Origin of the sequence: Sphingomonas sp. Leaf231, assembly GCF_001421995.1 — a bacterium.
Taxonomy (GTDB): Bacteria; Pseudomonadota; Alphaproteobacteria; order Sphingomonadales; family Sphingomonadaceae; genus Sphingomonas.
Map to the genome: position 1 here is coordinate 816,575 of NZ_LMLS01000002.1, position 26,178 is coordinate 842,752.

At 68.7% G+C, this 26,178-nt stretch carries 29 protein-coding genes; 22 read left to right on the forward strand and 7 right to left on the reverse strand.

Annotation, left to right across the window (positions count from 1 at the left end):
• A complete protein-coding gene (locus ASE95_RS10125; protein ID WP_056635177.1) occupies window positions 1-1,164 on the forward strand; it encodes a deoxyguanosinetriphosphate triphosphohydrolase in 1,164 nt (387 codons plus the stop codon).
• A 208-nt stretch (window positions 1,165-1,372) separates the two neighbouring features.
• On the opposite strand, the gene ASE95_RS10130 is transcribed toward ASE95_RS10125, so the two are convergent.
• Window positions 1,373-1,654, reverse strand: a complete 282-nt coding sequence (locus ASE95_RS10130; protein ID WP_056635180.1) for a hypothetical protein — start codon at window positions 1,652-1,654, stop codon at window positions 1,373-1,375.
• Window positions 1,655-1,812: 158 nt separating this feature from the next.
• Between ASE95_RS10130 and argS the strand changes: the two genes are divergently transcribed.
• The gene (gene argS / locus ASE95_RS10135; RefSeq protein ID WP_056635183.1) at window positions 1,813-3,555 is read left to right on the forward strand and encodes an arginine--tRNA ligase; all 1,743 of its coding nucleotides are present in this window, start codon (window positions 1,813-1,815) and stop codon (window positions 3,553-3,555) included.
• Window positions 3,555-4,289 carry an SPOR domain-containing protein gene (locus tag ASE95_RS10140; protein ID WP_056635186.1) on the forward strand — a complete coding sequence of 245 codons (735 nt, stop codon included), beginning with the start codon at window positions 3,555-3,557 and terminating at the stop codon, window positions 4,287-4,289. The genes argS and ASE95_RS10140 overlap by 1 nt, the downstream gene beginning before the upstream one ends.
• Before the next feature lie 21 nt (window positions 4,290-4,310).
• Here the strand turns inward: ASE95_RS10140 and ASE95_RS10145 are convergent, their stop codons facing one another.
• A complete protein-coding gene (locus ASE95_RS10145; RefSeq protein WP_056635189.1) occupies window positions 4,311-5,195 on the reverse strand; it encodes a MipA/OmpV family protein in 885 nt (294 codons plus the stop codon).
• A 77-nt stretch (window positions 5,196-5,272) separates the two neighbouring features.
• Here ASE95_RS10145 and ASE95_RS10150 point away from each other — a divergent pair, with 77 nt between their 5' ends.
• Entirely contained in the window at window positions 5,273-6,292 is a 1,020-nt protein-coding gene (locus ASE95_RS10150) for a glycoside hydrolase family 3 N-terminal domain-containing protein (protein WP_056635192.1), read from the forward strand.
• 186 nt (window positions 6,293-6,478) lie between these two features.
• Here the strand turns inward: ASE95_RS10150 and accC are convergent, their stop codons facing one another.
• From accC to aroQ, 3 genes are all read right to left on the reverse strand, one after another.
• Complete coding sequence (accC, locus tag ASE95_RS10155; RefSeq protein WP_056635195.1) at window positions 6,479-7,828, reverse strand: acetyl-CoA carboxylase biotin carboxylase subunit; 1,350 nt, start codon at window positions 7,826-7,828, stop codon at window positions 6,479-6,481.
• Between the two features lie 4 nt (window positions 7,829-7,832).
• Complete coding sequence (gene accB, locus ASE95_RS10160; protein ID WP_056635197.1) at window positions 7,833-8,321, reverse strand: acetyl-CoA carboxylase biotin carboxyl carrier protein; 489 nt, start codon at window positions 8,319-8,321, stop codon at window positions 7,833-7,835.
• Between the two features lie 90 nt (window positions 8,322-8,411).
• On the reverse strand, window positions 8,412-8,846 hold the full coding sequence (gene aroQ, locus ASE95_RS10165) for a type II 3-dehydroquinate dehydratase (protein ID WP_056636211.1): 435 nt from the start codon (window positions 8,844-8,846) through the stop codon (window positions 8,412-8,414).
• Between the two features lie 73 nt (window positions 8,847-8,919).
• Here aroQ and thiS point away from each other — a divergent pair, with 73 nt between their 5' ends.
• Window positions 8,920-9,945 carry a sulfur carrier protein ThiS gene (thiS, locus tag ASE95_RS10170; protein WP_082450040.1) on the forward strand — a complete coding sequence of 342 codons (1,026 nt, stop codon included), beginning with the start codon at window positions 8,920-8,922 and terminating at the stop codon, window positions 9,943-9,945.
• Between the two features lie 136 nt (window positions 9,946-10,081).
• The gene (locus tag ASE95_RS10175; protein ID WP_056635200.1) at window positions 10,082-10,264 is read left to right on the forward strand and encodes a CsbD family protein; all 183 of its coding nucleotides are present in this window, start codon (window positions 10,082-10,084) and stop codon (window positions 10,262-10,264) included.
• A gap of 131 nt (window positions 10,265-10,395) precedes the next feature.
• Here ASE95_RS10175 and ASE95_RS10180 read toward each other — a convergent pair whose 3' ends face one another.
• Both ASE95_RS10180 and ASE95_RS10185 read right to left on the reverse strand, forming a co-directional pair.
• A complete protein-coding gene (locus ASE95_RS10180; protein WP_056635203.1) occupies window positions 10,396-10,986 on the reverse strand; it encodes an exopolysaccharide biosynthesis protein in 591 nt (196 codons plus the stop codon).
• Between the two features lie 58 nt (window positions 10,987-11,044).
• Complete coding sequence (locus ASE95_RS10185) at window positions 11,045-12,691, reverse strand: thiamine pyrophosphate-binding protein (protein ID WP_056635206.1); 1,647 nt, start codon at window positions 12,689-12,691, stop codon at window positions 11,045-11,047.
• 195 nt (window positions 12,692-12,886) lie between these two features.
• Here ASE95_RS10185 and ASE95_RS17280 point away from each other — a divergent pair, with 195 nt between their 5' ends.
• From ASE95_RS17280 to nadA, 16 genes are all read left to right on the forward strand, one after another.
• The gene (locus ASE95_RS17280; RefSeq protein WP_082450041.1) at window positions 12,887-13,588 is read left to right on the forward strand and encodes a peptidoglycan-binding domain-containing protein; all 702 of its coding nucleotides are present in this window, start codon (window positions 12,887-12,889) and stop codon (window positions 13,586-13,588) included.
• A gap of 181 nt (window positions 13,589-13,769) precedes the next feature.
• A complete protein-coding gene (locus tag ASE95_RS10195) occupies window positions 13,770-14,480 on the forward strand; it encodes a CoA transferase subunit A (protein ID WP_082450042.1) in 711 nt (236 codons plus the stop codon).
• Window positions 14,480-15,424: an HAD family acid phosphatase gene (locus ASE95_RS10200; RefSeq protein ID WP_235528286.1), complete on the forward strand. Its 945-nt coding sequence runs from the start codon at window positions 14,480-14,482 to the stop codon at window positions 15,422-15,424. Before ASE95_RS10195 ends, ASE95_RS10200 begins: the two co-directional genes overlap by 1 nt.
• Before the next feature lie 37 nt (window positions 15,425-15,461).
• Window positions 15,462-16,112 carry a 3-oxoacid CoA-transferase subunit B gene (locus ASE95_RS10205; protein ID WP_056635211.1) on the forward strand — a complete coding sequence of 217 codons (651 nt, stop codon included), beginning with the start codon at window positions 15,462-15,464 and terminating at the stop codon, window positions 16,110-16,112.
• Between the two features lie 6 nt (window positions 16,113-16,118).
• Window positions 16,119-16,808 (forward strand): glutathione S-transferase, encoded by a 690-nt coding sequence (locus tag ASE95_RS10210; protein ID WP_056635215.1) that lies wholly within the window; start codon window positions 16,119-16,121, stop codon window positions 16,806-16,808.
• 71 nt (window positions 16,809-16,879) lie between these two features.
• The gene (leuC, locus tag ASE95_RS10215) at window positions 16,880-18,310 is read left to right on the forward strand and encodes a 3-isopropylmalate dehydratase large subunit (RefSeq protein WP_056635219.1); all 1,431 of its coding nucleotides are present in this window, start codon (window positions 16,880-16,882) and stop codon (window positions 18,308-18,310) included.
• Between the two features lie 123 nt (window positions 18,311-18,433).
• On the forward strand, window positions 18,434-19,063 hold the full coding sequence (gene leuD / locus ASE95_RS10220) for a 3-isopropylmalate dehydratase small subunit (RefSeq protein ID WP_056635222.1): 630 nt from the start codon (window positions 18,434-18,436) through the stop codon (window positions 19,061-19,063).
• On the forward strand, window positions 19,026-20,027 hold the full coding sequence (locus ASE95_RS10225) for an NADPH:quinone oxidoreductase family protein (protein WP_200918804.1): 1,002 nt from the start codon (window positions 19,026-19,028) through the stop codon (window positions 20,025-20,027). The genes leuD and ASE95_RS10225 overlap by 38 nt, the downstream gene beginning before the upstream one ends.
• A 62-nt stretch (window positions 20,028-20,089) precedes the next feature.
• On the forward strand, window positions 20,090-20,413 hold the full coding sequence (locus tag ASE95_RS10230; protein WP_056635225.1) for a DUF1476 domain-containing protein: 324 nt from the start codon (window positions 20,090-20,092) through the stop codon (window positions 20,411-20,413).
• Between the two features lie 5 nt (window positions 20,414-20,418).
• Window positions 20,419-20,652 (forward strand): BolA/IbaG family iron-sulfur metabolism protein, encoded by a 234-nt coding sequence (locus ASE95_RS10235; RefSeq protein WP_056635228.1) that lies wholly within the window; start codon window positions 20,419-20,421, stop codon window positions 20,650-20,652.
• A gap of 34 nt (window positions 20,653-20,686) precedes the next feature.
• On the forward strand, window positions 20,687-21,034 hold the full coding sequence (grxD, locus tag ASE95_RS10240) for a Grx4 family monothiol glutaredoxin (RefSeq protein WP_056635231.1): 348 nt from the start codon (window positions 20,687-20,689) through the stop codon (window positions 21,032-21,034).
• Between the two features lie 197 nt (window positions 21,035-21,231).
• Entirely contained in the window at window positions 21,232-21,600 is a 369-nt protein-coding gene (locus tag ASE95_RS10245) for a BlaI/MecI/CopY family transcriptional regulator (RefSeq protein WP_056635233.1), read from the forward strand.
• Window positions 21,597-23,189 (forward strand): M56 family metallopeptidase, encoded by a 1,593-nt coding sequence (locus ASE95_RS10250; protein ID WP_056635235.1) that lies wholly within the window; start codon window positions 21,597-21,599, stop codon window positions 23,187-23,189. Before ASE95_RS10245 ends, ASE95_RS10250 begins: the two co-directional genes overlap by 4 nt.
• A 63-nt stretch (window positions 23,190-23,252) precedes the next feature.
• Entirely contained in the window at window positions 23,253-24,116 is an 864-nt protein-coding gene (locus ASE95_RS10255) for an MBL fold metallo-hydrolase (protein ID WP_056635238.1), read from the forward strand.
• On the forward strand, window positions 24,101-24,808 hold the full coding sequence (locus ASE95_RS10260; RefSeq protein WP_056635241.1) for a DUF4230 domain-containing protein: 708 nt from the start codon (window positions 24,101-24,103) through the stop codon (window positions 24,806-24,808). The genes ASE95_RS10255 and ASE95_RS10260 overlap by 16 nt, the downstream gene beginning before the upstream one ends.
• Before the next feature lie 37 nt (window positions 24,809-24,845).
• A complete protein-coding gene (gene nadA / locus ASE95_RS10265; RefSeq protein WP_056636217.1) occupies window positions 24,846-25,844 on the forward strand; it encodes a quinolinate synthase NadA in 999 nt (332 codons plus the stop codon).
• Window positions 25,845-26,178 lie beyond the last annotated feature (334 nt).

Sequence of the window (26,178 nt, forward strand, 5' to 3'; positions counted from 1 at the left end):
ATGAACGATCGCGCGCCCTGGGCGTCGGACCCGGCGCGCAGCCATGGACGGTTGCATGCCGAGGAAAGCGCCGATCGCGGCCCGCGCGACGCGTTCCAGCGTGATCGCGACCGGATCATCCATTCGATCAGCTTTCGCCGCCTGCGGCACAAGACGCAGGTGTTCCTGGCTCCGGACGGCGATCATTTCCGCGTCCGCCTGACCCACAGCCTGGAAGTGGCGCAGATCGGGCGGACGATCGCGCGGGTGCTGGGGTTGAACGAGGATCTGACCGAGGCCCTGTGCCTCGCGCATGACATCGGCCATCCGCCGTTCGGCCACGCCGGCGAGGATGCGTTGCGGCAGGCGATGGGATCGGCGGGCGGGTTCGATCATAATGGCCATACGCTGCGCACGCTGATGCGGATCGAGCGGCCCTATCCGCGCTGGCCGGGGCTGAACCTGACGTGGGAGACGCTGGAGGGACTGGCCAAGCACAACGGACCGATCGCGGCACCGGCATGGGCGCTGGCGGAGGCGGACCGGGAGGCGGGACTGGAACTGACCAGTCACGCCTCGCTGGAGGCGCAGGTCGCGGCGCTGGCGGACGACATCGCCTATGACAATCACGACATCGACGATGGCCTGCGTGCCGGGCTGCTGACGCTGGAGCAGATCGGGGAAGTGCCGCTGGTCGCCGATGGATGGCGACGGGTGACGGCGCGCTTCCCGGATGTGGCCGCCGACCGCCTGGCGGGCGAGCTGATCCGCAGCCAGATCGGCGCGATGGTGAACGACCTGATCGCCGAGTCGCGCACGCGGATCGCGGCGGCCGGGGTGGCCAGTGTCGAAGACGTGCGCGCCGCCGGCACGCCGCTGATCGGCTTCTCACCCGGAATGGCGGCGGCCGAGCGTGCGTTGAAGCGGTTCATGTACGCCAACCTGTACCACCATCCCCGGCAACTGGCGGCGGCAGGCGCGGCGCACCGCGTGGTGGCGGGCCTGTTCGCGGCCTATCACAGCGATCCCGGCTTGTTGCCGGAAGAATGGCGGCTGCGGCTGCCCGAAGCAGAACCAGAGGTCAGCCGCCATATCGCGGACTTCATCGCCGGGATGACCGATCGTTATGCGGTATCGCGCTATCGCGAGACGGCTGGGCCGATCGACCTGCCCGAGGGGTTCTGACCCCCGGACGGCACGGCTGCCCCGTATCGTGAGGAGCCGTCCGGAGGCGCCCTCATCGCCGCCCGGTGATGGTCCTTTTCCATGGCCTCCCCGGCCGTGAACCGGGGGGCCGCTCGCTGACGAGCGCAGCGGAAGTGGAACCCCGGCATGGCCGCGACGACGCACGGTCCCGCTGGCCGCCCGACGCGCGGGGAAGACCGGTCAACCCTCAGTTGCTGGCGAGCACCTGGGCCAGCGGCCGGGGAGCGCGGAAGGACACCGTGCGGCCATTTGCCTGTCCGGAGACGCGCGTGCCCTTGACCGTGAGGCGAAACGGTTCGTCGCTGCCGACTTCATGTCCCTGGATCAGCGTGGTGCCGTCCCCGTTCGGGGTGACGGTGTAGACGTAGCTGTGCCCGTCGCGGGTGAAGCTGCGCTCGGCAGGGGCGGCAAGCGCGGCGGCGGGCAGCAGGATGGCGGCGGCAGCGGCGATGATGGTGAGCGTGCGCATCGTTCGTTTTCCTGTCAGTAGATGACGCGGCGCAGCATCCGTGTTGCGGTGCACAAGGGCAATTGTCGGTCGCGCATTCGTCATTGCAGGTGCCGCAAGGGCGTTTGGTGCACCGACGGCTTTTGCGTCCCGACCCCCCTTGGGCTAAGCGCGCGTGCATGACGCTTTTCACCCGTTTCACCGCTTATGTGGATGCCGCGCTCGATGCGCTGACCGTCGCGGGCACGCTGCCCGCCGATCTCGACCGCCGCAACGTGACGGTCGAGCCGCCGCGCGACGCGACGCACGGCGATCTGGCCACCAACGCCGCGATGGTGCTGGCCAAGCCGGCACGCACCAACCCGCGCGCGCTGGCCGAGGCGCTGGCGGGCGAATTGCGCGCACTGCCCGAGGTGGCGGAGGTTTCGGTGGCCGGACCGGGCTTCATCAACCTGAAACTGCATGATGATGTCTGGCGGGAGGAGATCGCGACTATCCGGCAGGAAGGTGGCGATTATGGCCGCTCGACCCGCGGGCAGGGCGTAACGGTGAACATCGAATACGTCTCCGCCAACCCCACCGGGCCGATGCATATGGGGCATTGCCGCGGCGCGGTGGTCGGCGATGCGCTGGCCAGCCTGCTGGAGTTCGCCGGGAACAAGGTGATCCGCGAATATTACGTCAACGACGCCGGCGGGCAGGTCGACGTGCTCGCCCGATCCACCCACCTGCGCTATCGCGAGGCGCTGGGCGAGGCAGTCGGCGCGGTGCCCGAAGGGCTGTATCCCGGCGACTATCTGGTCCCGGTCGGGCAGGCATTGGCGCAGGAGTTCGGCGACCGCTACGCCGCCGCGCCGGAGGGCGAGTGGCTGGCGCTGTTCCGCACCCGCGCGGTGGCGGCGATGCTGGTGCTCATCAAGGATGATCTGGCGTTGCTGGGCATCCACCACGACATCTTCTCGTCCGAGGCGGAATTGCAGGCCGCGGGCAAGCCCGAGGCGGCCGAGGCGGTGCTGCGCGCGCGCGACCTGATCTACGACGGCGTCCTCGAAGCGCCCAAGGGCGAGACTCCCGAGGATTGGGAGCCGGTGGAGCTGCCGCTGTTCCGTTCGACGAAGTTCGGCGACGATCAGGACCGCCCGATCCGCAAGTCGAACGGCAACTGGACCTATTTCGGCGCGGACATGGCCTACCATTTCCAGAAGGCGGCGAATGCGGATCAGCTGATCGACATCTGGGGCGCCGATCACGCCGGCACGGTGAAGCGCATCCAGGCGGCGGTCGCGGCGCTGACCGAGGGGGCGACGCGCTTCGACGTGAAGCTGGTGCAGATGGTGCGGCTGCTGCGTGGTGGCGAGCCGGTGAAGATGTCGAAGCGGGCCGGCAATTTCGTGACGCTGGCCGACGTAGTGCGCGAGGTCGGCAAGGACGTGGTCCGCTTCACGATGCTGACGCGCCGCGCCGATGCGCAGATGGACTTCGATTTCGCCAAGGTGGTCGAGGCGTCGAAGGAGAATCCGGTCTTCTACGTGCAATATGCGCACGCCCGCGTCCATTCGCTCCACCGCCGCGCGACCGAGGCGGGTATCGCGATCGGCGACGGTGATCTGTCGCGCGCCGATCTGTCCCGGCTTGATACGGAGGAGCTGGCGCTGGTGCGGCTGGCCAGCCAGTTCCCGCGGGTGGTGGAAACCGCCGCGACCGCGCGGGAACCGCATCGTATCGCCTTCTATCTTTATGATCTGGCTGCCGAGTTCCACGCGCTGTGGAATGCCGGTAACGACCGCCCGGATCGCCGCTTCCTGGTGCCCGACGATCACGGCGTCACGATCGCGCGACTGTCCTTGGCGGCGGCGATCGGCCAGATTATCCGCAATGGCCTCGCTATCATGGGGGTAGAGGCGGTTGCGGAGATGCATTGATGCGTGACGGGGAGCCGATCGGGCGGGTGAGCGACGCGGATCGCCTGCCGTGGCTCGACACGGTCGAGGCGGACGATCCCTATGCGGTGCCGGTCGGGCGGATCGTCGCGCTGGTCGCGGTCGGCCTGCTGTTGCTCGCCGCGGTGGTGTTCGGGCTTTACAAGTGGAAGTTCGCAGAGGGGGCGGGCGACGGGCGGCTGATCGCGGCACCGGCGGGCGACTACAAGATGCGCCCGGAGGAGCCGGGCGGCATGAAGGTGATCGGCGAGGGTGACTCGGCGATCGCGGCAAGCGCGGGTAGCGCCACCGACGCCGCCATCGATCTGCGGCAGGTGCCCGAGGCACCGGTCGCGCGCGCGACGACGCCGGCCGCCACCCCCAGCGCGGCGGGATCGGGCGGTGCCTCGGCCAGCGCCGCCGTGCCGCAGGCGAGCGCACCATTGCGCGCGCAGCGTCCGGTCGCCGCCCCGGCGGCACCGGTGCCGGGCGCGGGTTCCGGCGGTGCGATGGTACAGCTGGGCGCGTTCCCGAGCGCGGCGGTCGCCAATACCGCCTGGAGCCAGATCGCGCGCCGCTTCGGCTATGTCGCGACGTTGACCAAGGTCGTGCAGCCAGCGGTGGTGAAGGGGCGCACCGTCTATCGCCTGCGCGTCGAGGCGGGCAGCGCGGGCGCGGCCGCCGATCTGTGTGCGCGACTGAAGCTGGCGGGTGAGGGGTGCTTCGTCACCGGGTAGCGCCCGCGCGCCGAACGGAGCCTAGCGGATCGAGAAGCTGTAGGTCGCGCCGACGCCGACCGACAGCTGGTTTTGCGAATCGACCCGCCGGATGATCGGCGACCGGGCGGCATCGTCGATCAGCCGCTCGTACAGCGCCTGGGCCTGTAGCCCCCAATGCCGCGTCAGTTCCACGTTGACGCGGCTGGTCAGACCGACCGAATAGAGCCCGCTGCCACCATTATAGCGCGGCAGCCCCGTGGCGATCGACGCTTCCGGGGAGACCCCGAACCAGTTGCGCTGGAACGGTGCATCGGCCAGCGTCACGCGCGGCCCCAGCGACACCAGCCAGCGATCGGCGTCACGCCGGACATAGTCGGCACCGAGTTGCGCGATCCAGCCATTGTGCCCGCCGACTCCGCGGCGCACCGCACCGCGCAGTCGCACCCGGTCGCTCTGCCACCACAGCGCGTAGATGCCCGCCTCGAACGTGCGATCGACCACTGGCAGCCCGGGCAACAGGTCACCGCTGCGTCGCCGCCCGGTCAGCAGAAAGGTCGGCCCGATCTCCAGCTGCCGGCCGCGTCGGAACAGCGCGATCGACGGTCCGTCGCCCGGTGCACCGAAGCGGAACGGCGTGTCGCCGCGGGTGCGGGCGATGCTGATCATCGGGTTGAGCCGCAGGGTGTCGTTGCCCGGGAAGCCCGGCTGCAACTGCGGCCCCAGCGCGACGCGGATGCGCAGCGGCGGCTCTACCGGCGCGTCGACCGGCAGGGTCGGGGAATAGGGCTCCGCCGCCTCGGTAGGCGCGATCGCATCGGGAGGAACCGGCACGTCCTGCGCGCTGGCGGGCGTCGCGGCGGCGATGCCGATCGCCAGGGTCGTCCCGTTCCACCACCCGCTGCACCGCATTGCCGTCTCCTTCATCGCCGCGCTGCTACGCTTCCCCGCGCCCGGCGCAAAGGCAATTCCACGCCGGCCCGATCCGCCGTAGAAGCGCGGGCATGAAGCCTGTCATCTTCGGCCTGTCCGGCCCCGTCCTGACCGAGGCGGAACGCGCCTTCTTCCGCGCGGTGCGCCCGGCCGGCTACATCCTGTTCCGCCGCAACGTCGAAACCCGCGCGCAGGTGCGCACGCTGACCGATTCGCTGCGGGAGATGGAGGGGCGCGACGATGTCGCGATCCTCGTCGATCAGGAGGGCGGGCGCGTCGCTCGGCTGGCACCGCCGGAATGGCCGGCGTTCCCCGCCGGTCCGGCGTTCGACCGGCTGTACGAACGGGCGCCGATGTCCGGGATCGAGGCGGCGCGCGCCAATGGTCATGCGCTGGGGTTGATGCTGTCGGAGGTCGGGATCACCGTCGATTGCCACCCGATCCTCGACGTGGCCCGTCCAGACACGACCGAGGCGATCGCATGCCGCGCGTTCGGTCGCGAGCCGATGCGTGTCGCCGCGATGGGGCGCGCGACGCTGGAGGGGCTGGCGGCGGGCGGCGTCGTCGGGATCGTCAAGCATATGCCGGGCCACGGGCGCGCGTTGCTGGACACGCATTATCATTTGCCGACCGTCACCGCCTCCGCCGAGGAACTGGAGGACGACATCGCGCCGTTCCGCACGTTGGCGCATGCCCAGATGGGGATGACGAGCCACATCGTCTATCGCGCATGGGATGCCGACCGGCCGGCGACGCTGTCGCCGACGGTGATCGAGGAGGTGATCCGCGGTCGGATCGGCTTCGATGGCCTGTTGATGACCGACGATATCGACATGAAGGCGCTGAGCGGATCGGCGGGCGACAAGGCGGCGGGCGCGATCGCGGCGGGATGCGACGTGGTGCTCGATTGCTGGGCGCGGATGGCGGAGATGGAGGAGATCGCCGCCCGGCTGGGCGAGATCACGCCAGCGGCACGCGCGCGACTCGACCGTGCGATGGCGGGACGGGTGGCTCCTACCGGGGACATGGCGGCGCTGGTGGACAAGCGCGACCGGTTGCTGGCGTTGGTGGAGGAGGCGCCGCAGCCTTGAGGCCGGGTGCGCTTGCCAGCGGCGATGCCGGGCCGGTGAAAGTACAGAACCCCGGGGCCAGCCCGGGGTGACGCGATTTGGTGGGCCTGAACGCCGATTCGAGCGGACAAGCCCACCGGACAGTGAGGATTTTCCGTCCCCTGCCGGCGAGCAGACCAGGCGTCGAACGTCCGCCGGACGTCGGCCTCAATCCTGCCTGGCCAGCCATTCCTCCAGCCACTTGATCGTATATTCGCCCTGCCGGAACTCGGGGTCGTCGAGCAGCGCCTGATGCAGCGGGATGGTGGTCTTCATCCCCTCGATCACGAACTCCTCCAGCGCGCGGCGCAGGCGGCGCAGCGCGCCTTCGCGGGTGGTGCCGTAGACGATCAGCTTGGCGATCATGCTGTCGTAATAAGGCGGCACGCGGTAGCCGGCGTACAACCCCGAATCGACCCGGACGTGCATGCCGCCCGGTGCGTGATATTGCTTCACCAGACCGGGTGAGGGCATGAACGTGCGCGGATCCTCGGCATTGATGCGGCATTCGATCGCATGGCCGCGGAAGACCACGTCTTCCTGCCGCAGCGTCAGCGCATGGCCTTCCGCCACGCGGATCTGTTCTCGCACCAGATCCAGCCCGGTGATCGCTTCGGTCACCGGATGCTCGACCTGCAGGCGGGTGTTCATTTCGATGAAATAGAACTCGCCGCCTTCCCACAGGAACTCGATCGTCCCCGCGCCGCGATAGCTCATATCGGCCATCGCCTTGGCCACGATTCCGCCCATCCGGTCGCGCTCCGCCGCCGTGATGACCGGAGAGGGTGCTTCCTCGACCACCTTCTGGTGGCGGCGCTGGAGCGAGCAGTCGCGCTCGCCCAGATGGATCGCATGGCCGTTGCCGTCGCCGAACACCTGGAATTCGATGTGTCGCGGGTTGCCGAGGTACTTTTCCATGTAGACAGTGGCGTCGCCGAACGCGGCCTTCGCCTCGGTGCCCGCCTGCTGGATCAGCGTTTCGAGCTGGTCGGCCGACTGGCACACCTTCATGCCGCGTCCGCCGCCGCCGCTGGCCGCCTTGATGATGACGGGATAGCCGATCCGCCCGGCCAGTTCCTTCGCCTCGTCCACGTCGCTGATCGCGCCATCCGAACCGGGAACCAGCGGCAGGCCCAGCGCACCCGCGGTGCGCTTGGCCTCCACCTTGTCGCCCATCACGCGGATGTGTTCGGGCTTCGGTCCGACGAAGATCAGATTGTGCAGCTCGACGATCTCGGCGAACTTGGCGTTCTCGCTCAGGAAGCCGTAACCGGGATGGATCGCGTCCGCGCCGCTGATCTCGGCGGCGGAAATGATGTTCGGGATGTTGAGGTAGCTGTCGGTCGCCGCCGGCGGCCCGATGCAGATCGCCTCGTCCGCCAGCCGGACGTGCATCGCGTCCGCATCGGCGGTGGAATGGACCGCCACCGTCTTGATGCCCATCTCGTGACAGGCGCGGTGGATGCGCAAGGCGATCTCGCCGCGGTTGGCGATCAGTAGTTTCTTGATCTGGGCCACAGGCTTACTCGACCACCACCAATGGCTGGTCGAACTCGACCGGCTGGCCGTTGTCGACCAGGATCGCCTTGACCACGCCCGCCGAAGGGGCGGTGATCGGGTTCATGACCTTCATCGCCTCGACGATCAGCAGCGTGTCGCCGGCGGCCACGCTCTGCCCGACGCTGGAAAACGGCTTCGCGCCCGGTTCCGCGGCGAGATAGACGGTGCCGACCATCGGCGAGCGCACCGCATTGGCGTCCGACGCTGCGGACGGGCCGGCGACATCTACCTGCGGCGCGACGGCGACGGGCGCGGCAGCGGCCGGCGCAGGCGCGTAATGCATCGCCGGCGCGGCGTTGATCGCGGCGGCCTTGCGCGCGACGCGGATCTTGCGGTCGCCGTCCTCGACCTCGATTTCGGTCAGCTGCGTGGTATCCAGCAGTTCGGCCAGCTGGCGGACCAGCTCGACGTCGACCTGCATCGCGCCGCTGTTGTGAGAGATGTCAGACATGCAACCCCGATTTCCCTGACCCGATTCCTGACCCAATTTCCTTGGCCCGATTTTTTCGACCCGACATCGTCGGCCCGGGCGCGCCTCCTGTCAGAAGCGGGCCGCGGCTTCAAGCGCGAGCTGGTAGGACAATGCGCCGAACCCCGCGATCGTGCCCTTTGCAGCACGCCCGACGAACGAGACGTGGCGAAATTCCTCCCGCAGGTGCGGATTCGACAGATGCACCTCGATCACCGGCGTGCGGATCGCCTTGATCGCGTCGTGCACCGCCACCGACGTGTGGGTGAAGGCACCGGCGTTCAGGATAACCGCGCGCGCATCATGCGCCTGCGCCTCATGCAGCCAGTCGACCAGATGCCCTTCGTGGTTGGACTGACGCATGTCGATGGACAGACCCAGTTCGCGCGCCCGATCCTCCAGCGCCCCGGCGATGTCGTCCAGCGTGTCATGGCCATAGATCTCCGGCTCGCGCGTGCCGAGCAGGTTGAGGTTCGGGCCGTTCAGGACATAGACGGTGTCGGTCATCGCGGGCACCATCGCACCCCGCGCCGCCCGGCGCAACGTTGCCCCGCCGCGCCCGCGCGCCTAAATGGCAGGCATGGCACATACCGACGGCACCATCACCATTTCCGTGAACGGCGAGCACAAGCGCGTGACCGCCGGGATCACCATCGCCGAACTGGCGCAATCGCTGGGGCTGGTCCCTGAAAAGGTCGCGGTGGAACGCAACCTTGAGGTCGTGCCGCGCTCCACGCTGGCGCAGGTGACGGTGGAGGACGGCGACGAGCTGGAGATCGTCCACTTCGTCGGCGGCGGCGACCATCCGGTCGCGGCGGATCCGATGGCAGCGACCGCCAACGATAGCTGGACGGTCGCGGGCCGCACCTTCCGGTCGCGATTGATCGTCGGGACCGGCAAGTACAAGGATTTCGCGCAGAACGCAGCGGCGGTGGCGGCATCGGGCGCGGAGATCGTCACCGTGGCGGTGCGCCGCGTGAACGTCAGCGATCCGAACGCCCCGATGCTGACCGACTATATCGACCCGAAGAAGGTGACGTATCTGCCCAATACGGCAGGTTGTTTCACCGCCGACGACGCGATCCGCACGCTGCGGCTGGCGCGCGAGGCGGGCGGCTGGGATCTCGTCAAGCTGGAGGTGCTGGGCGAGGCGCGGACGCTGTACCCCAACATGCGCGAGACGCTGACCGCGACCGAGGTGCTGGTGCGCGAGGGGTTCAAGCCGATGGTCTATTGCGTCGACGATCCGATCGCGGCGAAGCAACTGGAAGAGGCGGGCGCGGTGGCGATCATGCCGCTGGGCGCGCCGATCGGCTCGGGACTGGGTATCCAGAACCAGGTGACGATCCGGCTGATCGTCGAAGGGGCGGGCGTTCCCGTGCTGGTCGATGCCGGCGTCGGACAGGCGAGCGACGCGGCGGTGGCGATGGAGCTGGGCTGCGACGGCGTGCTGATGAACACTGCCATCGCCGAGGCGAAGGACCCGGTGCTGATGGCGGCGGCGATGAAGGCCGCGGTCGAGGGTGGGCGAATGAGCTATCGTGCCGGACGCATGGGCAAGCGCCGCTACGCCGATCCGTCCAGCCCGCTTTCCGGCCTGATCTGAGCCTGCGATCCGGCCTAAGTCTCTGGTTTGATCCGATCCCCCGAATTGATCTGAGGCAAGGGAATTGCCGCCGACCCGGAACCGCATGGTGCCAGCACCGTTCTGTCATCGATAGTTTTCAACGAGGAGATCGACGATGGGCGAGCTGACCGACAAGATCAAGGGCAACGTCAACGAGGCCATCGGCAAGGCGAAGGAAGCGATCGGCAATAATACCGAGAATGCCGATCTCGCGGCGGAGGGCAAGGCCCAGCAGGTCGAAGGCAAGGGCGAGCAAGTCAAGGGTAAGGTCAAGGGCGCACTTGGCGACGATATCTAGGCTTTGCCGTCACGTAAGTTGACGAGGGTCGCCCCGCAAATTGCGGGGCGACCTTTTTTGTTATCGGTCATCATAAACGCAGGCGGGCTCGCCCGGAGAAGTCGTTCACGTCGGCCGCGATATCGCAGGCGTTACCTGCTTCCCAATAGTCCGATCCCGATTCCGACCGCAGCGATCGCCAATACCATTGCGACGATCATCAATGCGCCGTCGCGCACGGTGATCGCCAGTCCGAAGGCGGCGATTGCCAGCATCGGGGCGGTGGTGGCGAGCGGAAGCAATTCGAGCGGCGGGACGGCGCAGGCCAGCGCGATCACGCCGAACGCCGCGGCGCGGACGAACGGCCCGCTGGTCAGCGCGGGCAGGCGACCGTGGAACCAGCGATCCATGAAGCGCGCGATCCCACGCGTCTTGTCGACTGCCTTGCACACCTTCCCGGACGCCAGCGAGCGCTTGCGCACGAAACCGGGCAGCCACAGGTGACGGCGGCCCAGCGCCATCTGCACCGCGATAAGCGCGATCACCGCCGCCATCGCGGTGGGCAGCCCGGGGATGCTGCCCACCGGTGAAATGTCGATCAACGGCATGACGATCAGGAACGGCCCGAACCCGCGGCTGCCCAGCGCCTCCACGACATCGCCGACCGCGACCTCGTCCTGCTTTTTCGCCAGACCCTCGATCGCGTCGAGGATGTCGCCGACACTGTGCGGTTCGTCTGCCATGCGATGCTAAACCCGCATCGCCCGGCGGCGGTTGCCTGCCGTGACGTGCGGACCCGCGTCAGTGTCGTGCGATCGCCGACAGGGTGGTGGCCGGCGTGATCTCTTCGATGTCGGTGCGGCAATGGAGCAGGCGCACGCCGCCTGCGGCCAGCAACCGGTCCAGCGCGGGGGCGAAGTCCGCAGTGCGTTCGACCGTCTCTGCGGTGGCGCCATACGCGCGGGCCAGTGCGGCGAAATCGGGATTGTGCAGCCGGGTCGCGGCGGGACGACCGGGGTATTCGCGCTCCTGATGCATGCGGATCGTGCCATAGGTGCCGTTGTCGACGACAACGACCAGCAGATCGGCACCGTGCTGGATCGCGGTCGCCAGTTCCTGACCGTTCATCAGGAAGTCGCCGTCGCCCGCCACCGCGACGACGCTGCGCCCCGGACGCCGCAGCGCGGCGGCGACCGCGGCGGGCAGGCCGTATCCCATCGCGCCGGCGGTCGGCGCCAATTGCGTCCCCGGCCCGGCGTACTGCCAGTAACGATGCCACCAGCCCGAGAAATTGCCCGCGCCGTTGCAGATGATCGTGTCGGCGGGCAGCGCCGCCTGCATCGCCGCGACACATGGGCCGAGATCGAGCGCCACGCCGTCGCGCGGATGCGGTGTGCGCCACGCCTCGAACTCGGTCCGCGCCTCGGCGGCATGCGGATGCGCGGGGCCGTCCAGCGGCACCAGCGCCTCGGCGAACTCCGCCATGCCGGCGCAGATCGCGAGATCGGTGGCATAGACGCGGTGCAATTCCTCCGGATCGGGATGGACGTGCACCAGCCGCTGCCCGGGGTGATCGGGCGCGATCAGCGCATAGCCGTCGGTCGTCGCCTCGCCCAGCCGTGCGCCGACCACCAGCAACAGGTCGGCGGCGCGGACGCGCGCGGCCAGTGCCGGGTTAGGGCCATAACCGAGGTTGCCGGCATAGGCCGGGCAATCGTTGGCGATGGCATCCTGCCGGCGGAAGGCGGCGGCAACGGGCACCCCGGCGCGGGTTGCCCAATCGGCGAAGGCGGTGGCGGCGGTAATGTCCCAGCCCGCGCCGCCGACGATCGCCAGCGGATGCTCGGCGGTGGCGAGCAGGTCGCGCAGGCGATCGAGCGTATCGGGGTCGACGTCCTGTCGCGCGCGCTCGATCCGCGCCCGGTCGGTGGCGGTGACGGTGTCGAGCAGCATGTCCTCCGGCAATGCCAGCACGACCGGGCCGGGGCGGCCGTTCATCGCGGTGGCATAGGCGCGGGCGACATATTCGGGAATGCGCCGCGCATCGTCGATCCGCGCCGCCCATTTGCACAAAGGCGCGAACATCGCCGCGAAATCGACTTCCTGAAACGCCTCCCGGTTGCGGGTCGCGCGATCGACGTCGCCGATGAACAGGATCATCGGCTGCGAATCCTGCATCGCCACATGCACGCCGATCGATGCGTTCGTCGCGCCGGGGCCGCGCGTGACGAAGGCGACGCCGGGGCGGTGGGTCAGCGTGCCGTCGGCGCAGGCCATGAACGCCGCGCCGCCTTCCTGTCGGCACGTAACCACCTCGATCGCGGGCGTATCGTGCAGCGCATCGAGTACCGCGAGGAAGCTCTCCCCCGGCACGGTGAACACCCGGTCGCACCCTTGTGCGACGAGCTGGTCTACGAGGAGGCGGCCGCCGGTGCGTGGGTTGGTCATAGGTCATTGATATGCCGCCCGAGCGATGCGGTCGACCCGAAAAGCGCGGAGCCGGGACGCCCGTCGACCGATCCGATTCGGACCTACCTGAGCGCCGATCCGTCCGCATCATCGATAGCATTTCGCCCGACGGCAGCCGCGCCGGCTCCGACCGATCCGGCCGGGGGGTTCGTTGCCGTCACGGGGGAAGACAGGATGTACGTCGGACAGGATCTGGTCGATCGCGCCATGACGCGCGACCGGCAGCGATATGTGCTGGGCGCGCGGGTTCATCTGGCCAATCCGGACTGGTCAGGACCATGGGATTGCGCGGAGTTCGTGGCGTGGTGCGTCTATCACACGTACCGGACGGTGATGGCGGTGCGTCCGCCGAACATTCAATCCGGCGAGTCGTTTTCGGGTTGGTGGTATGAGGATGCGGCCGCCGGCGATCTGCTGATCCCGGTCGAGCAGGCGATCGCCACGCCGGGCGCGATCCTGATCCGCAAACCCGGTGCGTTCGGTATGAAGGTCGGGCATGTCGCGATCTCGCGCGGAGACGGCACGACGGTCGAGGCACGATGCGCGAAGGACGGCGTGCTGGTCGTGAAGGATGCGGCGTCGCGCTTGTGGACCACCGGCGCGGTCGTTCCCGGAGTCTCTTACGTCAGCGACGCCGGCATGACGGTCGTGCTCGCGCCGGCCGGTGACCTGCTGCACCTTGCGTCGCCGTTCATGCGCGGCGATGCCGTGCTCGCGGTGCAGCAGGCGCTGAAGCAGGCCGGGATCGATCCGGGTCCGCAGGACGGCGTCTACGGCCCGTCCACGGCCGACGCGGTCGCCGCCTTCCAGGCGCTGCACGGGCTGGCCGTCGACGGCGTGGTCGGGGCGGAGACGCGCGCGGCGCTGCCTCTCTGAAGCGTGTACCTTCGTCGCCGCGTCCCCGTATTCGTACGGGGGCGCGGCATCGCGACCGTTGCCTTGGCCGTGCCCGGCGCTAATGAACGGACGTTCGCGATACCGCGTCGCCGCCCGGCAGTTCCGCTGTCCGCGTAGCGGGTGAAGCGGCGCGGCCGATTGACGAGGGAGAGCGCAAGCCGTGGTCAACAAGGTGTACGACGATGCCGCCGCCGCGCTGGACGGTCTGCTGTTCGATGGCATGACGATCTGCGCCGGCGGGTTCGGGCTGTGCGGTATCCCCGAACGGCTGATCGATGCGATCCGCGATGCCGGGACGACCGGGCTGACGATCGCCAGCAACAATGCCGGCATCGATGGCGAGGGGCTGGGCAAGCTGCTGCGCACGCGGCAGGTCAGGAAGATGATCTCCAGCTACGTCGGCGAGAACAAGGAGTTCGAGCGGCAATTCCTGGCTGGCGAACTCGAGGTCGAATTCTGCCCGCAGGGCACGCTGGCCGAACGCTGTCGCGCGGGCGGGGCGGGTATTCCGGGCTTCTACACCAAGACCGGCGTCGGCACCCAGGTGGCCGAGGGCAAGGAGGTCAAGGAGTTCGACGGGGAGGAATATATCCTCGAACGTGGCATCCGCGCCGATCTGTCGATCATCAAGGGGTGGAAGGCGGACGAGAGCGGCAACCTGATCTTCCGCAAGACTGCGCGCAATTTCAACCAGCCGATGGCGACCGCCGGCAGGATCTGCGTCGCCGAGGTGGAGGAAGTCGTGCCGGTCGGCAGCCTCGATCCCGATCACATCCATTTGCCCGGCATCTATGTGAAGCGGATGATCGTCGGCAGTCCGTACGACAAGAAGATCGAGTTCCGCACCGTGCGTGAGCGCGCCGCGGCGTGATGCGCGCGGGCGTCCTGCTGGCGCTGGCCGCGACGCTGGGCGGGTGCGCGGCGCAGCGTCAGGTGCTGCTCGGGCGGCCGAGCGCGCCCGCGACGGCGGTCGATCCGCCCGCGCCGCTCGCCGTGCCGCCGGGCATGGCGTGGCTGTACGGCTCGGGCGAGGCGGCGGCGCTGTCGGAACAGGCGTATAACGGCATGGTCCGCTACGTCCGCGACGTGCTGGAATCGGCGCGCGACCGGCGCGGACGGCTGCCGTCGCAGCGGCGGGCAGGCACGCTGCCGCGCTGGCCGGGGTCGGCGGTGCTGGTGCCCGGCGCGACCGCGGCGATGCCGGAGACGTTGCCGTGCGGCACGCTGCCCCCGGCGGTGGTGCTCGACATGGACGAAACGGCGGTGCTGAACCTCGGCTACGAATATGACGACGGGCAACACCCGCGCCCCTTCGACCAAAAGCGTTGGGAGCGCTGGGAAAAGGGCGGCATGGACAAGGTCGTGGCGGTGCCGGGTGCGGTGGCGGCGTTCCATGCACTGCGCGCGATGGGCGTCACCATGGTCATCAACACCAATCGTTCCGCCGCCAATGCCGACGCCACGGTGCGCGCGCTGGCCGCCGCGGGGCTGGGCGCGTTCACCCACGGCGACACGCTGTTCCTGAAGGGCGATGTCGACGATCGTTCGGGCAAGGACGGACGCCGCGCCGCGATCGCCGCGAAGTATTGCGTGGTGGCACTGGCCGGCGACCAGCTGGGCGATTTCGCCGATCTGTTCAATCCGCCGGGACCGGCGCCGGCGATCGGGCGGCGGATGCTGACGGCGGTCGGCCCGATCGAGGGACGCTGGGGCAACGGCTGGTTCGTGCTGCCCAACCCGGTCTACGGCACCGGGCTTGGCACGGGTTGGGACGAGACCTTTCCGCCCGACAAACGCTGGAGCGACGCGCCATGATCGCCACGACAATCTTTCGGAACGGGAGCCTGAACTGATGCCGCACGAAGCCAGGGGCTGGGATCGCAACGGCATGGCCGCGCGCGCCGCACGCGAGTTGCGCGACGGCTATTACGTCAACCTCGGCATCGGCATCCCGACGCTGGTCGCCAACAACATTCCCGACGGCATCACCGTGACGCTGCAATCGGAAAACGGGATGCTCGGGATCGGTCCGTTCCCCTATGACGATGCGGTCGACCCCGACCTGATCAACGCCGGCAAGCAGACGATCAGCGAACTGCCCTCCTCGGCCTATTTCGGCAGCGAGCAGAGCTTCGCGATGATCCGCGGCGGGCATATCGACCTGACCGTGCTGGGCGCGATGGAGGTGTCGCAGGGCGGCGACATCGCCAACTGGATGATCCCGGGCAAGATGATCAAGGGCATGGGCGGCGCGATGGATCTGGTGGCGGGGGTCAGGAAGATCATCGTCGTGATGGAGCATGTGTCCAAGGACGGCACGCCGAAGTTCATCCCCGCCTGCACCCTGCCGCTGACCGGGCGCAACGTCGTCGACATGATCGTCACCGATCTGGCGGTGTTCCAGCGCCCCGGTCACGACGCGCCGTTCCGGCTGGTCGAACTGGCCCCCGGCGTGACCGCCGACGAGGTGAGGGCCAAGACCACCGCGCACTACGTGGACTGATCGGGGATGGCCTATACGCTCATCACCGCGAACCGGAATTATTCCAGCTGGTCGCTGCGTCCGTGGCTGTTGATGACGATGCTCGACATTCCGTTCACCGACCGGATCGAACCGTTCGCGGCAATGGACAATCACGCAGCGTTCCGCGCCTTTTCCCCGACCGGGCAGGTGCCGGTGCTGCTCCACGACGGACGCACGATCTGGGATTCGCTGGGGATCGCGCTGTATCTGGGGGAGCGGCATGATGGCGTGTGGCCGACCGACCCGGCGGCGCGCGCCTGGGCGATGTGCGCGGCGACCGAGATGCATGGCGGGTTCGGCGCACTGCGCGCCGGGCGGACGATGACCGTCGGGCAGCGGGTGACGCCCGATGAAACGTCGCCGCGGCTGGCGCGTGACGTCGAGCGGCTGGCGGAATTGTGGGCGGAGGGTCTGGCGCGTTTCGGCGGCCCGTGGCTGGCGGGCGCGGCGTTCGGCGCGGTCGACGCCTTTTTCGCGCCGGTCGCCTACCGTGTGCGCACCTATGGCATCGACGTCGGTGCAGCCGGCGCGCGCTGGGTGGCGTGGATGCTCGACCAGCCCGCGATGCGCGTGTGGGAGGCGGCTGCGCTGGCCGAAACTTTCCGCGAGGCCACGCACGAGGCGGAGGTTGCGGCGGTGGGCATTGTGACCGCGGACCATCGCGTCCGTCCCTGACGCCGCCGCCACGACATTTCGTGTCGCGTGAACTTGGAGCGACGATGCTTTTCGTTTAACAGCCGCGCATCATGTCCACCATCCCGCGCACATTGTACGAAAAGGTCTGGGACGCTCATGTGGTCGAGCGTCGCGACGATGGCTCCTGCCTGATCTATATCGACCGGCACCTCGTGCATGAGGTGACCAGTCCACAGGCGTTCGAGGGGCTGCGCGCCGCCGGTCGCCGCGTGCGCCGGCCCGAACTGACGCTGGCGGTGCCGGATCACAACCTGCCCACGACCGCGCGCATCGATGCGAACGGGCAGGAACTGCCGATCGCGGATCGCGAGAGCGCGGAGCAACTGGGCGCGCTGCGCCGCAACGTCGCCGAATTCGGCGTGCCCTATATCGACGCCTTGTCGGCGCGCCAGGGCATCGTCCACGTCGTCGGTCCTGAACAGGGTTTCACGCTGCCCGGCACCACGATGGTGTGCGGCGACAGCCACACCTCCGCGCATGGTGCGCTGGGGGCGCTCGCCTTCGGCATCGGCACCAGCGAGGTGGAGCATGTGCTCGCCACGCAGACGCTGATCCTGTCGCCGTCGAAGACCATGGAAGTGCGCGTCGACGGCACGCTCGGCTACGGCGTCAGCGCCAAGGACGTCGTGCTGGCGATCATCGGACGGATCGGCGCGGCGGGCGGCACCGGCCATGTAATCGAGTTCACCGGCGAGGTCATCCGCCATCTGTCGGTCGAGGGGCGGCTGACGATCGCGAACATGTCGATCGAGGGCGGTGCGCGCGCCGGGATGATCGCGCCCGACGAAGCGACCTTCGCCTATCTGAAGGGCCGCCCGCTGGCACCCACCGGCGCGGACTGGGACAAGGCCGTGGCATGGTGGCGGACGTTGCCGAGCGATGCGGGCGCGCGTTACGACCGCAGCGTGGTGCTGGATGGCAGCGCGATCGCGCCGGTGCTGACGTGGGGCACCAGCCCGGAGGATGTCGTGCCGATCACCGGCGTCGTGCCGGCGCCCGAAAGCTTCGCCGACCCGTCGAAGCGCGAGGCGGCGCAGAAGTCGCTGGATTACATGGGGCTGGCGCCGGGGATGCGGATGCAGGACGTGCCCGTCCAGCACGTCTTCATCGGCAGTTGCACCAACAGCCGGATCGAGGATCTGCGCGCCGCCGCCGGGGTGGCGATCGGGCGGCATGTCGCCGATGGCGTGCGCGCGATGGTCGTCCCCGGATCGGGGCTGGTCAAGCGACAGGCCGAGGCCGAGGGGCTGGACCGCGTCTTTACCGAGGCGGGGTTCGAATGGCGCGAACCGGGCTGTTCGATGTGTCTGGCGATGAACCCGGACAAGGTGCCGCCGGGTGAGCGCTGCGCCTCGACCAGCAACAGGAATTTCGTGGGACGTCAGGGACCTGGCGCGCGTACCCATTTGTTGTCGCCGGCAATGGCGGCGGCGGCGGCGGTCACCGGAAGGCTGGCCGACGTCCGCGAACTGATGGGCTGAGACGGAGGAACGTGAAATGAAGAAGGTGCTGATGTTCCTGATCGCCGGATCGGTGCTGAGCGGCGTGGCCGCCTATGCCGCGATCGCCAAGCCGGCGATCCCGCCGAGCCGTCCGGCGCGCTGATGGAGGCGGTCACCCGTGTTTCCGGCGTCGCTTATCCGTGGGGCGCCAAGAACGTCGACACCGACGTCATCATCCCGGCGCATTGGCTGAAGACGATCAAGCGCTCCGGGCTGGGGCAGGGGGCGTTCGAGACGGTGCGCGCGCAACCCGGCAACATCTTCGACGATCCGCGCTATGCCGGCGCGCCGATCCTGATCGCGGGGGATAATTTCGGCTGCGGATCGAGCCGCGAGCACGCCGCCTGGGCGCTGGGCGACATGGGCGTCAGGGCGGTGATCGCGCCGAGCTTCTCCGACATCTTTTCCGGCAATGCGTTCAAGAACGGCATCGTGCCGGTGGTGTTGTCACAGGAGGCGGTCGACCGGCTGGTCGAGGTCGCGAAGACCGATCCGGTGACGGTCGATCTGGAAACGATGACCGTCACCACTCCGTTCCAGGATCGCTTCCCGTTCGAACTGGACGCGTTCCGCCGCCGTTGCCTGATGGAGGGGCTGGACGAGGTCGGGCTGACACTGGCAAAGGATACCGCGATTTCGAAGTTCGAGGAGCTGCTCGATGAAGAGCGCCCCTGGATCATGGGAGAGCGGGCAGATGCGGGCATTGCTGTCGAGGGCGCCGGGCGGACCTGAAACTCTGGAGGTCGGCGACCTGCCCGATCCGGTCGCCGCGCCGGGTGAGGTGGTGGTCGCGATACGTGCCTGTTCGATCAACTATCCCGACGTGCTGGTGATCGAGGATCGCTATCAGTTTCAGCCGCCGCGCCCGTTCGCGCCGGGCGGCGATATCGCCGGCGTGGTCGCGCAGGTCGGGGCCGGCGTCACGCAATGGCGGGTCGGCGACCGCGTGATCGGCACCGTGTTGATGGGCGGCCTCGCCGAACGGCGCGCGGTGCCGGCCGATGCGCTGTTCCCGCTGCCCGACGAGCGCGGGTTCGAGGAAGGTGCGGCGCTGCTGCTCACCTATGCCACCAGCATCCATGCGCTGGTCGATCGCGGGCGGATCGCGGCGGGCGACCGGTTGCTGGTGCTGGGCGCATCGGGCGGTGTCGGGCTGGCCGCGGTCGAGCTGGGCAAGGCGTTCGGCGCCTATGTGGTCGGCGCGGTGTCGAGCGAGGAGAAGGCGGCGGCGGTGCGGGCGGCCGGCGCGGACGAGGCGATCGTCTACCCCCATGCGCCGTTCGACAAGCCGGCGTCGAAGGCGCTGGCGGACCGGTTCAAGGCGGCGGGCGGCGCAGGTGGATTTCAGCTGATCTACGACGCGGTCGGCGGCGATTATGCCGAGCCGGCGCTGCGTTCGATCGGGTGGGAGGGCCGCTATCTCGTCGTCGGCTTTCCCGCTGGCATCCCACGGCTGCCGCTGAACCTGACGCTGCTGAAAAGCTGCGACGTGTGCGGCGTGTTCTGGGGCGCGTTCGCGGGGCGCGATCCGGCGGCGAACCGCGCGCACATCATGCGGTTGCTGGACCTGTGGCGCGACGGCCGGATCGCACCGCGCGTGACGCAGGTGTTTCCGCTGGAGCGCGGCGGAGAGGCGATCGCGCGGCTGGGTGCGCGCACCGCGATCGGCAAGCTGGTGGTGCGCGTCGCGGATTGAGCAGGCGTTGCACAGGGAGCCCGCGCGGACTATCCATCGCGGATGTACCGACGGGAGCCAGCATGACCCTTTTCGACGATCGAGAACGCGCGTTCGAGGCGAAATACGCCCGCGACGAGGAGGTGGCGTTCCGGATCATCGCGCGGCGCAACCGGCTGGTCGGGCAATGGGCGGCGCAGCTGATGCAGCTGACCCCGGCCGAAACCGATGCCTATGCCAAGGCGGTGGTGCAGGCCGATTTCGAGGAAGCGGGCGACGATGACGTCGTGCGCAAGATCTATGGCGATCTGACCGCGGCGAACGTCGATGTCGAGGAGGCGGTGGTGCGCCGCGCGCTTGACGAGCAGCTGATCGAGGCGCGCCGTCAACTGATCCAGCCGGAGTAACGCGGATGCCGATGGAAGGTAACGAGATCGTCGCGCTCATCAAGGCCGGGATTCCCGATGCGGAGGTCGAGATGACCGATCTGGCCGGCGACAACGATCATTGGGCGGCCCGCGTGACGGCGGCGTCGTTCGCGGGGATGCCGCGCGTGCGACAGCATCAGGCGGTCTATGCCGCGCTGGGCGGGCGGATGGGTGGCGTGCTGCATGCCTTGCAGTTGACCACCGCCGTCCCGAAGTAAGCGACCAGCAAGACCGTATCGTGAGGATGACCAAATGACCGACGACGCCCATGCCCGCATCGACGCGCTGGTGAAGAGCAACCCGGTGGTGCTGTTCATGAAGGGCTCGCCGCTGTTCCCGCAATGCGGCTTCTCCAGCCGCGCGATCGCGATCCTGGAGCGGCTGGGCGTGGCGTTCGAGAGCGTCGACGTGTTGCAGGATCAGGCGATCCGTCAGGGGATCAAGGGCTATTCGGACTGGCCGACCATCCCGCAGCTGTATGTCGGCGGCGAGTTCGTGGGCGGGTCGGACATCATGATGGAGATGTACGAGGCGGGCGAGCTGGGTGAATTGTTCCAGCAGGCCGGTGCCGCGAAGGCGGTGGAAGCACCGCAGGCGTAAGGCCCGGCGGCAGAGCGCCTCCACGGCGTTCGTCCTGGCTGGTGTGGTGAAACGACCCGGGTGCCCGATGGCGGCACCCGGGTCGTTTCGTCCTGCAGCCATGTCGAAGCATCGTCGTGCCAACGATCCGCTATTGACTACAATCGTAATCGTGACGATTACAGGCGTAGTCGAAGGCTGGAGCGAGGGAGCGAGTCGTGGTCGAGCGGATCAGCGATGCCGAACATGCGGTCATGGAGGTGTTATGGGACGATAGTCCGCTCACCGCGCAGGACGTGACCGAACGGGTGGACCCCGCGCGGGGGTGGAGCGCCGCGACCGTCAAGACGCTGCTCGGACGGCTGCTGACCAAGGAAGCGGTCCGGCACGAGGTCGACGGCCGGCGCTATCTCTACAGCCCGGCGGTGCAGCGCGAGGATTATGTCGCGCGCGAGTCCGACCGGCTGATCGACCGGCTGTTCGGCGGGCGGTTGACCCCGCTGGTCGCGCACCTGGCCGAGCGGGACGCGCTGAGCGCGCAGGACATCACCGAGATCGAGGCGCTGTTGAAGGCGCTGAAGCAATGACCGCCTGGGCGATCGAGGCGATGCTGGGGTCGGCGCTGCTGATGCTGGCGGTCGTCGTGCTGCGCGCGCCGGTGCGCCGCGCGTTCGGCGCGCACGTGGCCTATGCCTTGTGGGCGCTTCCGGTGCTCCGCCTGCTGCTGCCGCCGTTGCCGGAAGGGTGGCGTGGCGAGGCATTGCCGGTGCTGCCGGCCGCCGAACCGCTGATTATCTCGCTGGGTCATCCGGTCGCCACGCTGCCGGTCGAAACGACCGCGGCATCGATCGGCTGGCCGTCGGTGGCGTTGTGGCTGTGGCTGGCGGGGGCCGCGACGCTGATGGCGTGGCAGGCGTTCGGCTATTGGCGGTTCCGCTACAAGGTGCTGCGTCACGGCATCGCGGTCGACCGCGTCGGATCGGTGACGGTGGTGCACAGCATTGCGGCGGACGGCCCGTTGGCGTTCGGCGTGTTCGACCGGGTGGTCGCGTTCCCGCGCGACTTCGCGGCGCGCTTCGACCCGCAGGAACGCGCGCTCGCGCTCGAACACGAACTGGGTCATCATGCGCGCGGCGACCTGATCGCCAATTGGGTCGCGCTCGCCGTCCTGGCCTTGCACTGGTTCAACCCGCTGGCGTGGATCGCCTTCCGCAAATTCCGCGCCGATCAGGAAATGGCGAACGACGCGCGCGTGCTGGCGCGCACCGACGGCGCGGCGCGCCACGCTTATGGCTGCGCGATCGTGAAGGCCGCGCATGGGCGGGCGGTGTCGCCGGCCTGCCACCTCAACACCGTGAAGGATCTGAAAGGGAGACTGAAGATGCTGGGCAGGAAGAAGGCGACGCGCGTGCAGATGGCGGCGGGCGGCGCGGCGATCGCGGCGATCGCGATCATCGGGCTGGCGTTCACCGCATCGGGCACGCAGGCCGCCGAGCGGGTGCGCGCGGGTGTGGAGGATGCGACCGGCGTGGATATGCCGGTGGAGCCGCCGCTGCCCCCCGTCACTCGCCACATCGTCACCGACCGCCAGCGCGGGCGCACGACGAAGGTGACGGTGACCACGGATGGGCGCACCGTCACCTACACCGGCGCGCAGGCCGACGCGTATCTCGCCGCGCATCCGGTGCCGCCGGTGCCACCCGCGCCATCGATGCCCGACGTGCCGCCTGCTCCGCCGATGCCGCCTGCTCCGCCGATGCCGGACGTACCGCCCGTCGGCCCGGTGCCGCCGATGCCCCCGGTGCCGCCGGTCCCGCCCGCGCCCGGCACCGTTGAAGCGACGGCGATGCGCGACGCCGCGCTTCACCGTCGGGCGGCCGAACTCGGCCGCGCGGCGGCGATCGACAGCGCCCGCCTGCAGCGTCAGGCCGCGGCGATGCAGCGGCAGGCGGCGCGGTTCGATGTCGCGCGCATCCGCCGCGACGCCGCCGAACTGGAGCGCGCCTCCGGCCGGATCGAGCGTCAGTCGCTGCGCGCCGCGCTGACCGATTTGCAAAGCACGCGCGCCGGTATGTTCGCCAACGCCGATGTCCCGCAGGAACATCGCGCCGCGGCGCTGGCCGGCATCGACAAGGCGATCGCCGAACTGCGCGCGCGGATCGCCACGCGCGACTGACGATGGCGTGCCGTCCGCGCGGGGGCTTGCACCCGCCGGGCGGCACCGCCATGTGACGGCAAGATGGCCGAAGACCTTCCCACCGGCGTGGCCGTGACGCTGGAACCGCTGGTGACGCGTGTGCTGGCCCCCAACGCTTCGGCCTATACGCATACCGGCACGCAAACGCATATCGTCGGGGACGCGGCCGGCGACGTCGCGGTGATCGATCCCGGCCCGGCCGATCCCGCGCATCACGCCGCGTTGCTGCGCGCGATCGCGGGGCGGCCGGTGCGCGCGATCCTGGTCACCCACCACCACCGCGATCATTCGCCCGGCGCAGCGCGGCTGGCGCGAGAGACCGGCGCGCCGATCGTCGGTTGCGACCCGATCGTGGTGCGCGCGGCGGGCGAGCAAGCCGATGCCGCGTTCGACGTTGGTTACGCACCCGATCGGGTGTTGATCGAGGGCGAGGGCATCGCGGGTGACGGCTGGATGCTGGAGGCGATCGCGACCCCCGGTCACACCTCCAACCACCTCGCCTTCGCGCTGCGCGAAACCGGTGCGCTGTTCTCCGGCGATCATGTGATGGGCTGGGCGACCAGCGTCGTCTCGCCGCCCGACGGCGACATGGGCGATTATATGGCCAGTCTCGAAAAGCTGCTGCTGCGCGACGATCGCGTCTATTATCCCGGCCATGGCGAGCAGGTCGATCGACCGCAGCGGCTGGTGCGCGGGATGCTCGGCCACCGCAAGCAGCGTGAGGGCCAGATCATGCGCATACTGGGCGGCGCGCCGCACGCGGTGCCGGCAATGGTCGCGCGGATGTACGTCGGCATCGACTCGCGGCTGGCTGGTGCGGCATCGCGCTCGGTGCTGGCGCATCTCCTCGATCTGGCGCGGCGCGGGCTGGTGGGGCAGGAGGGGGACGTATGGCGGATCGTCTGACCGGCGTGGGCAGGTTGCTGGTATCGCTGGCGATCGCCGGCGCGATCGTCGTCGCCACCTGGGTCGGCTATCGCCATTATACCGAACATTATGCCGTCACCACCGATGCGGATGGCCTCGCCGTTGCCCGCGTCGTTGCCGGCCGGCTGTACGGCAGCAACGAATTGCGCGTCAGTCATCTGTCCGGCACCGTGCAATCCACCGCCGCGACGACGCGCATGTTCGGGTGGCTGAAGTACGTCCGCCTGATCAAGGCGCCGTACGACGTCGATTATTTCGTCGCGCTCGGATCGCTGCGCCCGCGCGATTTCCGCTATGACGAACGACGGCGCACCTTGCTGGTCGAGGTGCCCGACGTCGTCGTCGGCACGCCCAATGTCGACGAAAGCCGGGTGACGCTCGACACGACGTCCGGCGTCCTGCCGACGCGCGCGGCCATGGCCGAGTTGCAGAAACGCGTGTCGGCCAAGGCAACCGACGTCGTCGCGGCGAAGGCACGCGAACCGGAAAACCTCGCCAGGGCGCGGGACAACGGCCGCGCCGCGCTGGAGCGGCTGTTCGCGGGCACGCTGGAGGCCGCGGGACTGCCGGTTCGGGTCGAGGTGCGCTTCGCGGGGGAGCCGCGCCCCGACAATCGCGACCGCTGGGACATGACCCGTTCGCTCGACGAAGTGCTCGGCAACTCACGCTGACTTGATCCCGCCGCGCGGGCGGGCCATCTGCTGCGGCATGGAACAGCCGACGAACCTTGCGGGCATCGACCTGCGCGCCGAGATCGACCGCCTCCGCAAGGAGCGCAACGCCGTGATCCTCGCGCATTATTATCAAAAGCCCGAGATCCAGGACCTTGCCGATTTCGTCGGCGACAGCCTGGATCTCAGCCGCAAGGCGCAGGCGACCGATGCCGACGTGATCGCCTTTTGCGGCGTGCGCTTCATGGCGGAAACCGCCAAGATCCTGTCGCCGCACAAGACGGTGATCCTGCCCGACATGGATGCCGGATGCAGCCTGGAGGACAGCTGCCCGCCCGATCAGTTCGCGGCGTTCCGCGCACAGCATCCCGATGCGATCGCGCTCACCTATATAAATTGCTCGGCCGCGGTGAAGGCGCTCAGCGACGTCATCGTCACCTCCTCCTCGGCCGAAGCGATCCTTGCGAAGATCCCGGCGGACCAGAAGATCATCTTCGGCCCGGATCGCAATCTCGGCGGCTATCTGGCACGCGCGACCGGACGCGACCTGATCCTGTGGCCCGGCGTCTGCATCGTGCACGAGGCGTTCAGCGAAACCGAATTGCTGAAACTTCGCGCGCAGCACCCCGCCGCGCCGATCGCCGCGCACCCGGAATGCCCGGCGGTGATCCTCGACCATGCCGATTACGTCGGCTCGACGCGCGGCATCCTCGATTACGCGATGGCGATGCCCGGCGACACGCTGATCGTCGCGACCGAACCGCACATCATCCACCAGATGGAAAAGGCGCTTCCCGGCAAGACCTTCATCGGTGCGCCCGGTGCCGACGGCAATTGCAACTGCAACATCTGTCCGTACATGGCACTGAATACGCTGGAGAAACTGTACGTCAGCCTCCGCGACCTGTCGCCCCGGATCGAGATGGAGGAAGGTTTGCGATTGCAGGCCAAGAAGAGCCTCGACGCAATGCTGGCGATGGCCGACACCAGCGTCGGGCAGGGCGATCTCGGCCCGGTGAAGGTGACCGGCGACTAGCGCCGATCGACTTTCGACGGGGATCCCCGGAACCGCCGTCATGGCGAGCGTAGCGAAGCAGCCAAGGCGTCATGCGGAACGCTGGATTGCTTCCTTGCGCTTGCCATAACGGATGGACGGCGCAAGCCTGCCAGATTGTGCGCGCGCGGTTCGCCCCGACAGGTGGATCATCTTCATCGGGGAGCGGTTCGGCACTCGTAAGACGCTGAACGTCGATCCGGCGTGGACGTCGCGCGGACCCGGCGGGCGCGGTGATCCCGCCGCGCCGCGCCCCGCACCGCCCCGCCCCGCCCCGCATTGCTCCCGCTGTCCTACATCATTCGTGCGCTGGTAA

Excerpts from the sequence above, each read along its gene's own strand:
- leuD (WP_056635222.1), top strand. The coding sequence starts at position 18,434 with ATGGAGGCGGTCACCCGTGTTTCCGGCGTCGCTTATCCGTGGGGCGCC.
- ASE95_RS10125 (WP_056635177.1), top strand. The coding sequence starts at position 1 with ATGAACGATCGCGCGCCCTGGGCGTCGGACCCGGCGCGCAGCCATGGA.
- ASE95_RS10140 (WP_056635186.1), top strand. The coding sequence starts at position 3,555 with ATGCGTGACGGGGAGCCGATCGGGCGGGTGAGCGACGCGGATCGCCTG.
- accB (WP_056635197.1), bottom strand. The coding sequence starts at position 8,321 with ATGTCTGACATCTCTCACAACAGCGGCGCGATGCAGGTCGACGTCGAG.
- ASE95_RS10250 (WP_056635235.1), top strand. The coding sequence starts at position 21,597 with ATGACCGCCTGGGCGATCGAGGCGATGCTGGGGTCGGCGCTGCTGATG.
- ASE95_RS10225 (WP_200918804.1), top strand. The coding sequence starts at position 19,026 with ATGCGGGCATTGCTGTCGAGGGCGCCGGGCGGACCTGAAACTCTGGAG.
- argS (WP_056635183.1), top strand. The coding sequence starts at position 1,813 with ATGACGCTTTTCACCCGTTTCACCGCTTATGTGGATGCCGCGCTCGAT.
- ASE95_RS10130 (WP_056635180.1), bottom strand. The coding sequence starts at position 1,654 with ATGCGCACGCTCACCATCATCGCCGCTGCCGCCGCCATCCTGCTGCCC.
- ASE95_RS10210 (WP_056635215.1), top strand. The coding sequence starts at position 16,119 with ATGGCCTATACGCTCATCACCGCGAACCGGAATTATTCCAGCTGGTCG.
- ASE95_RS10185 (WP_056635206.1), bottom strand. The coding sequence starts at position 12,691 with ATGACCAACCCACGCACCGGCGGCCGCCTCCTCGTAGACCAGCTCGTC.
- ASE95_RS10145 (WP_056635189.1), bottom strand. The coding sequence starts at position 5,195 with ATGAAGGAGACGGCAATGCGGTGCAGCGGGTGGTGGAACGGGACGACC.
- ASE95_RS17280 (WP_082450041.1), top strand. The coding sequence starts at position 12,887 with ATGTACGTCGGACAGGATCTGGTCGATCGCGCCATGACGCGCGACCGG.
- ASE95_RS10200 (WP_235528286.1), top strand. The coding sequence starts at position 14,480 with ATGCGCGCGGGCGTCCTGCTGGCGCTGGCCGCGACGCTGGGCGGGTGC.
- ASE95_RS10230 (WP_056635225.1), top strand. The coding sequence starts at position 20,090 with ATGACCCTTTTCGACGATCGAGAACGCGCGTTCGAGGCGAAATACGCC.
- ASE95_RS10180 (WP_056635203.1), bottom strand. The coding sequence starts at position 10,986 with ATGGCAGACGAACCGCACAGTGTCGGCGACATCCTCGACGCGATCGAG.
- grxD (WP_056635231.1), top strand. The coding sequence starts at position 20,687 with ATGACCGACGACGCCCATGCCCGCATCGACGCGCTGGTGAAGAGCAAC.
- thiS (WP_082450040.1), top strand. The coding sequence starts at position 8,920 with ATGGCACATACCGACGGCACCATCACCATTTCCGTGAACGGCGAGCAC.
- ASE95_RS10150 (WP_056635192.1), top strand. The coding sequence starts at position 5,273 with ATGAAGCCTGTCATCTTCGGCCTGTCCGGCCCCGTCCTGACCGAGGCG.
- ASE95_RS10255 (WP_056635238.1), top strand. The coding sequence starts at position 23,253 with ATGGCCGAAGACCTTCCCACCGGCGTGGCCGTGACGCTGGAACCGCTG.
- aroQ (WP_056636211.1), bottom strand. The coding sequence starts at position 8,846 with ATGACCGACACCGTCTATGTCCTGAACGGCCCGAACCTCAACCTGCTC.
- ASE95_RS10175 (WP_056635200.1), top strand. The coding sequence starts at position 10,082 with ATGGGCGAGCTGACCGACAAGATCAAGGGCAACGTCAACGAGGCCATC.
- ASE95_RS10235 (WP_056635228.1), top strand. The coding sequence starts at position 20,419 with ATGCCGATGGAAGGTAACGAGATCGTCGCGCTCATCAAGGCCGGGATT.
- ASE95_RS10205 (WP_056635211.1), top strand. The coding sequence starts at position 15,462 with ATGCCGCACGAAGCCAGGGGCTGGGATCGCAACGGCATGGCCGCGCGC.
- leuC (WP_056635219.1), top strand. The coding sequence starts at position 16,880 with ATGTCCACCATCCCGCGCACATTGTACGAAAAGGTCTGGGACGCTCAT.
- ASE95_RS10260 (WP_056635241.1), top strand. The coding sequence starts at position 24,101 with ATGGCGGATCGTCTGACCGGCGTGGGCAGGTTGCTGGTATCGCTGGCG.
- nadA (WP_056636217.1), top strand. The coding sequence starts at position 24,846 with ATGGAACAGCCGACGAACCTTGCGGGCATCGACCTGCGCGCCGAGATC.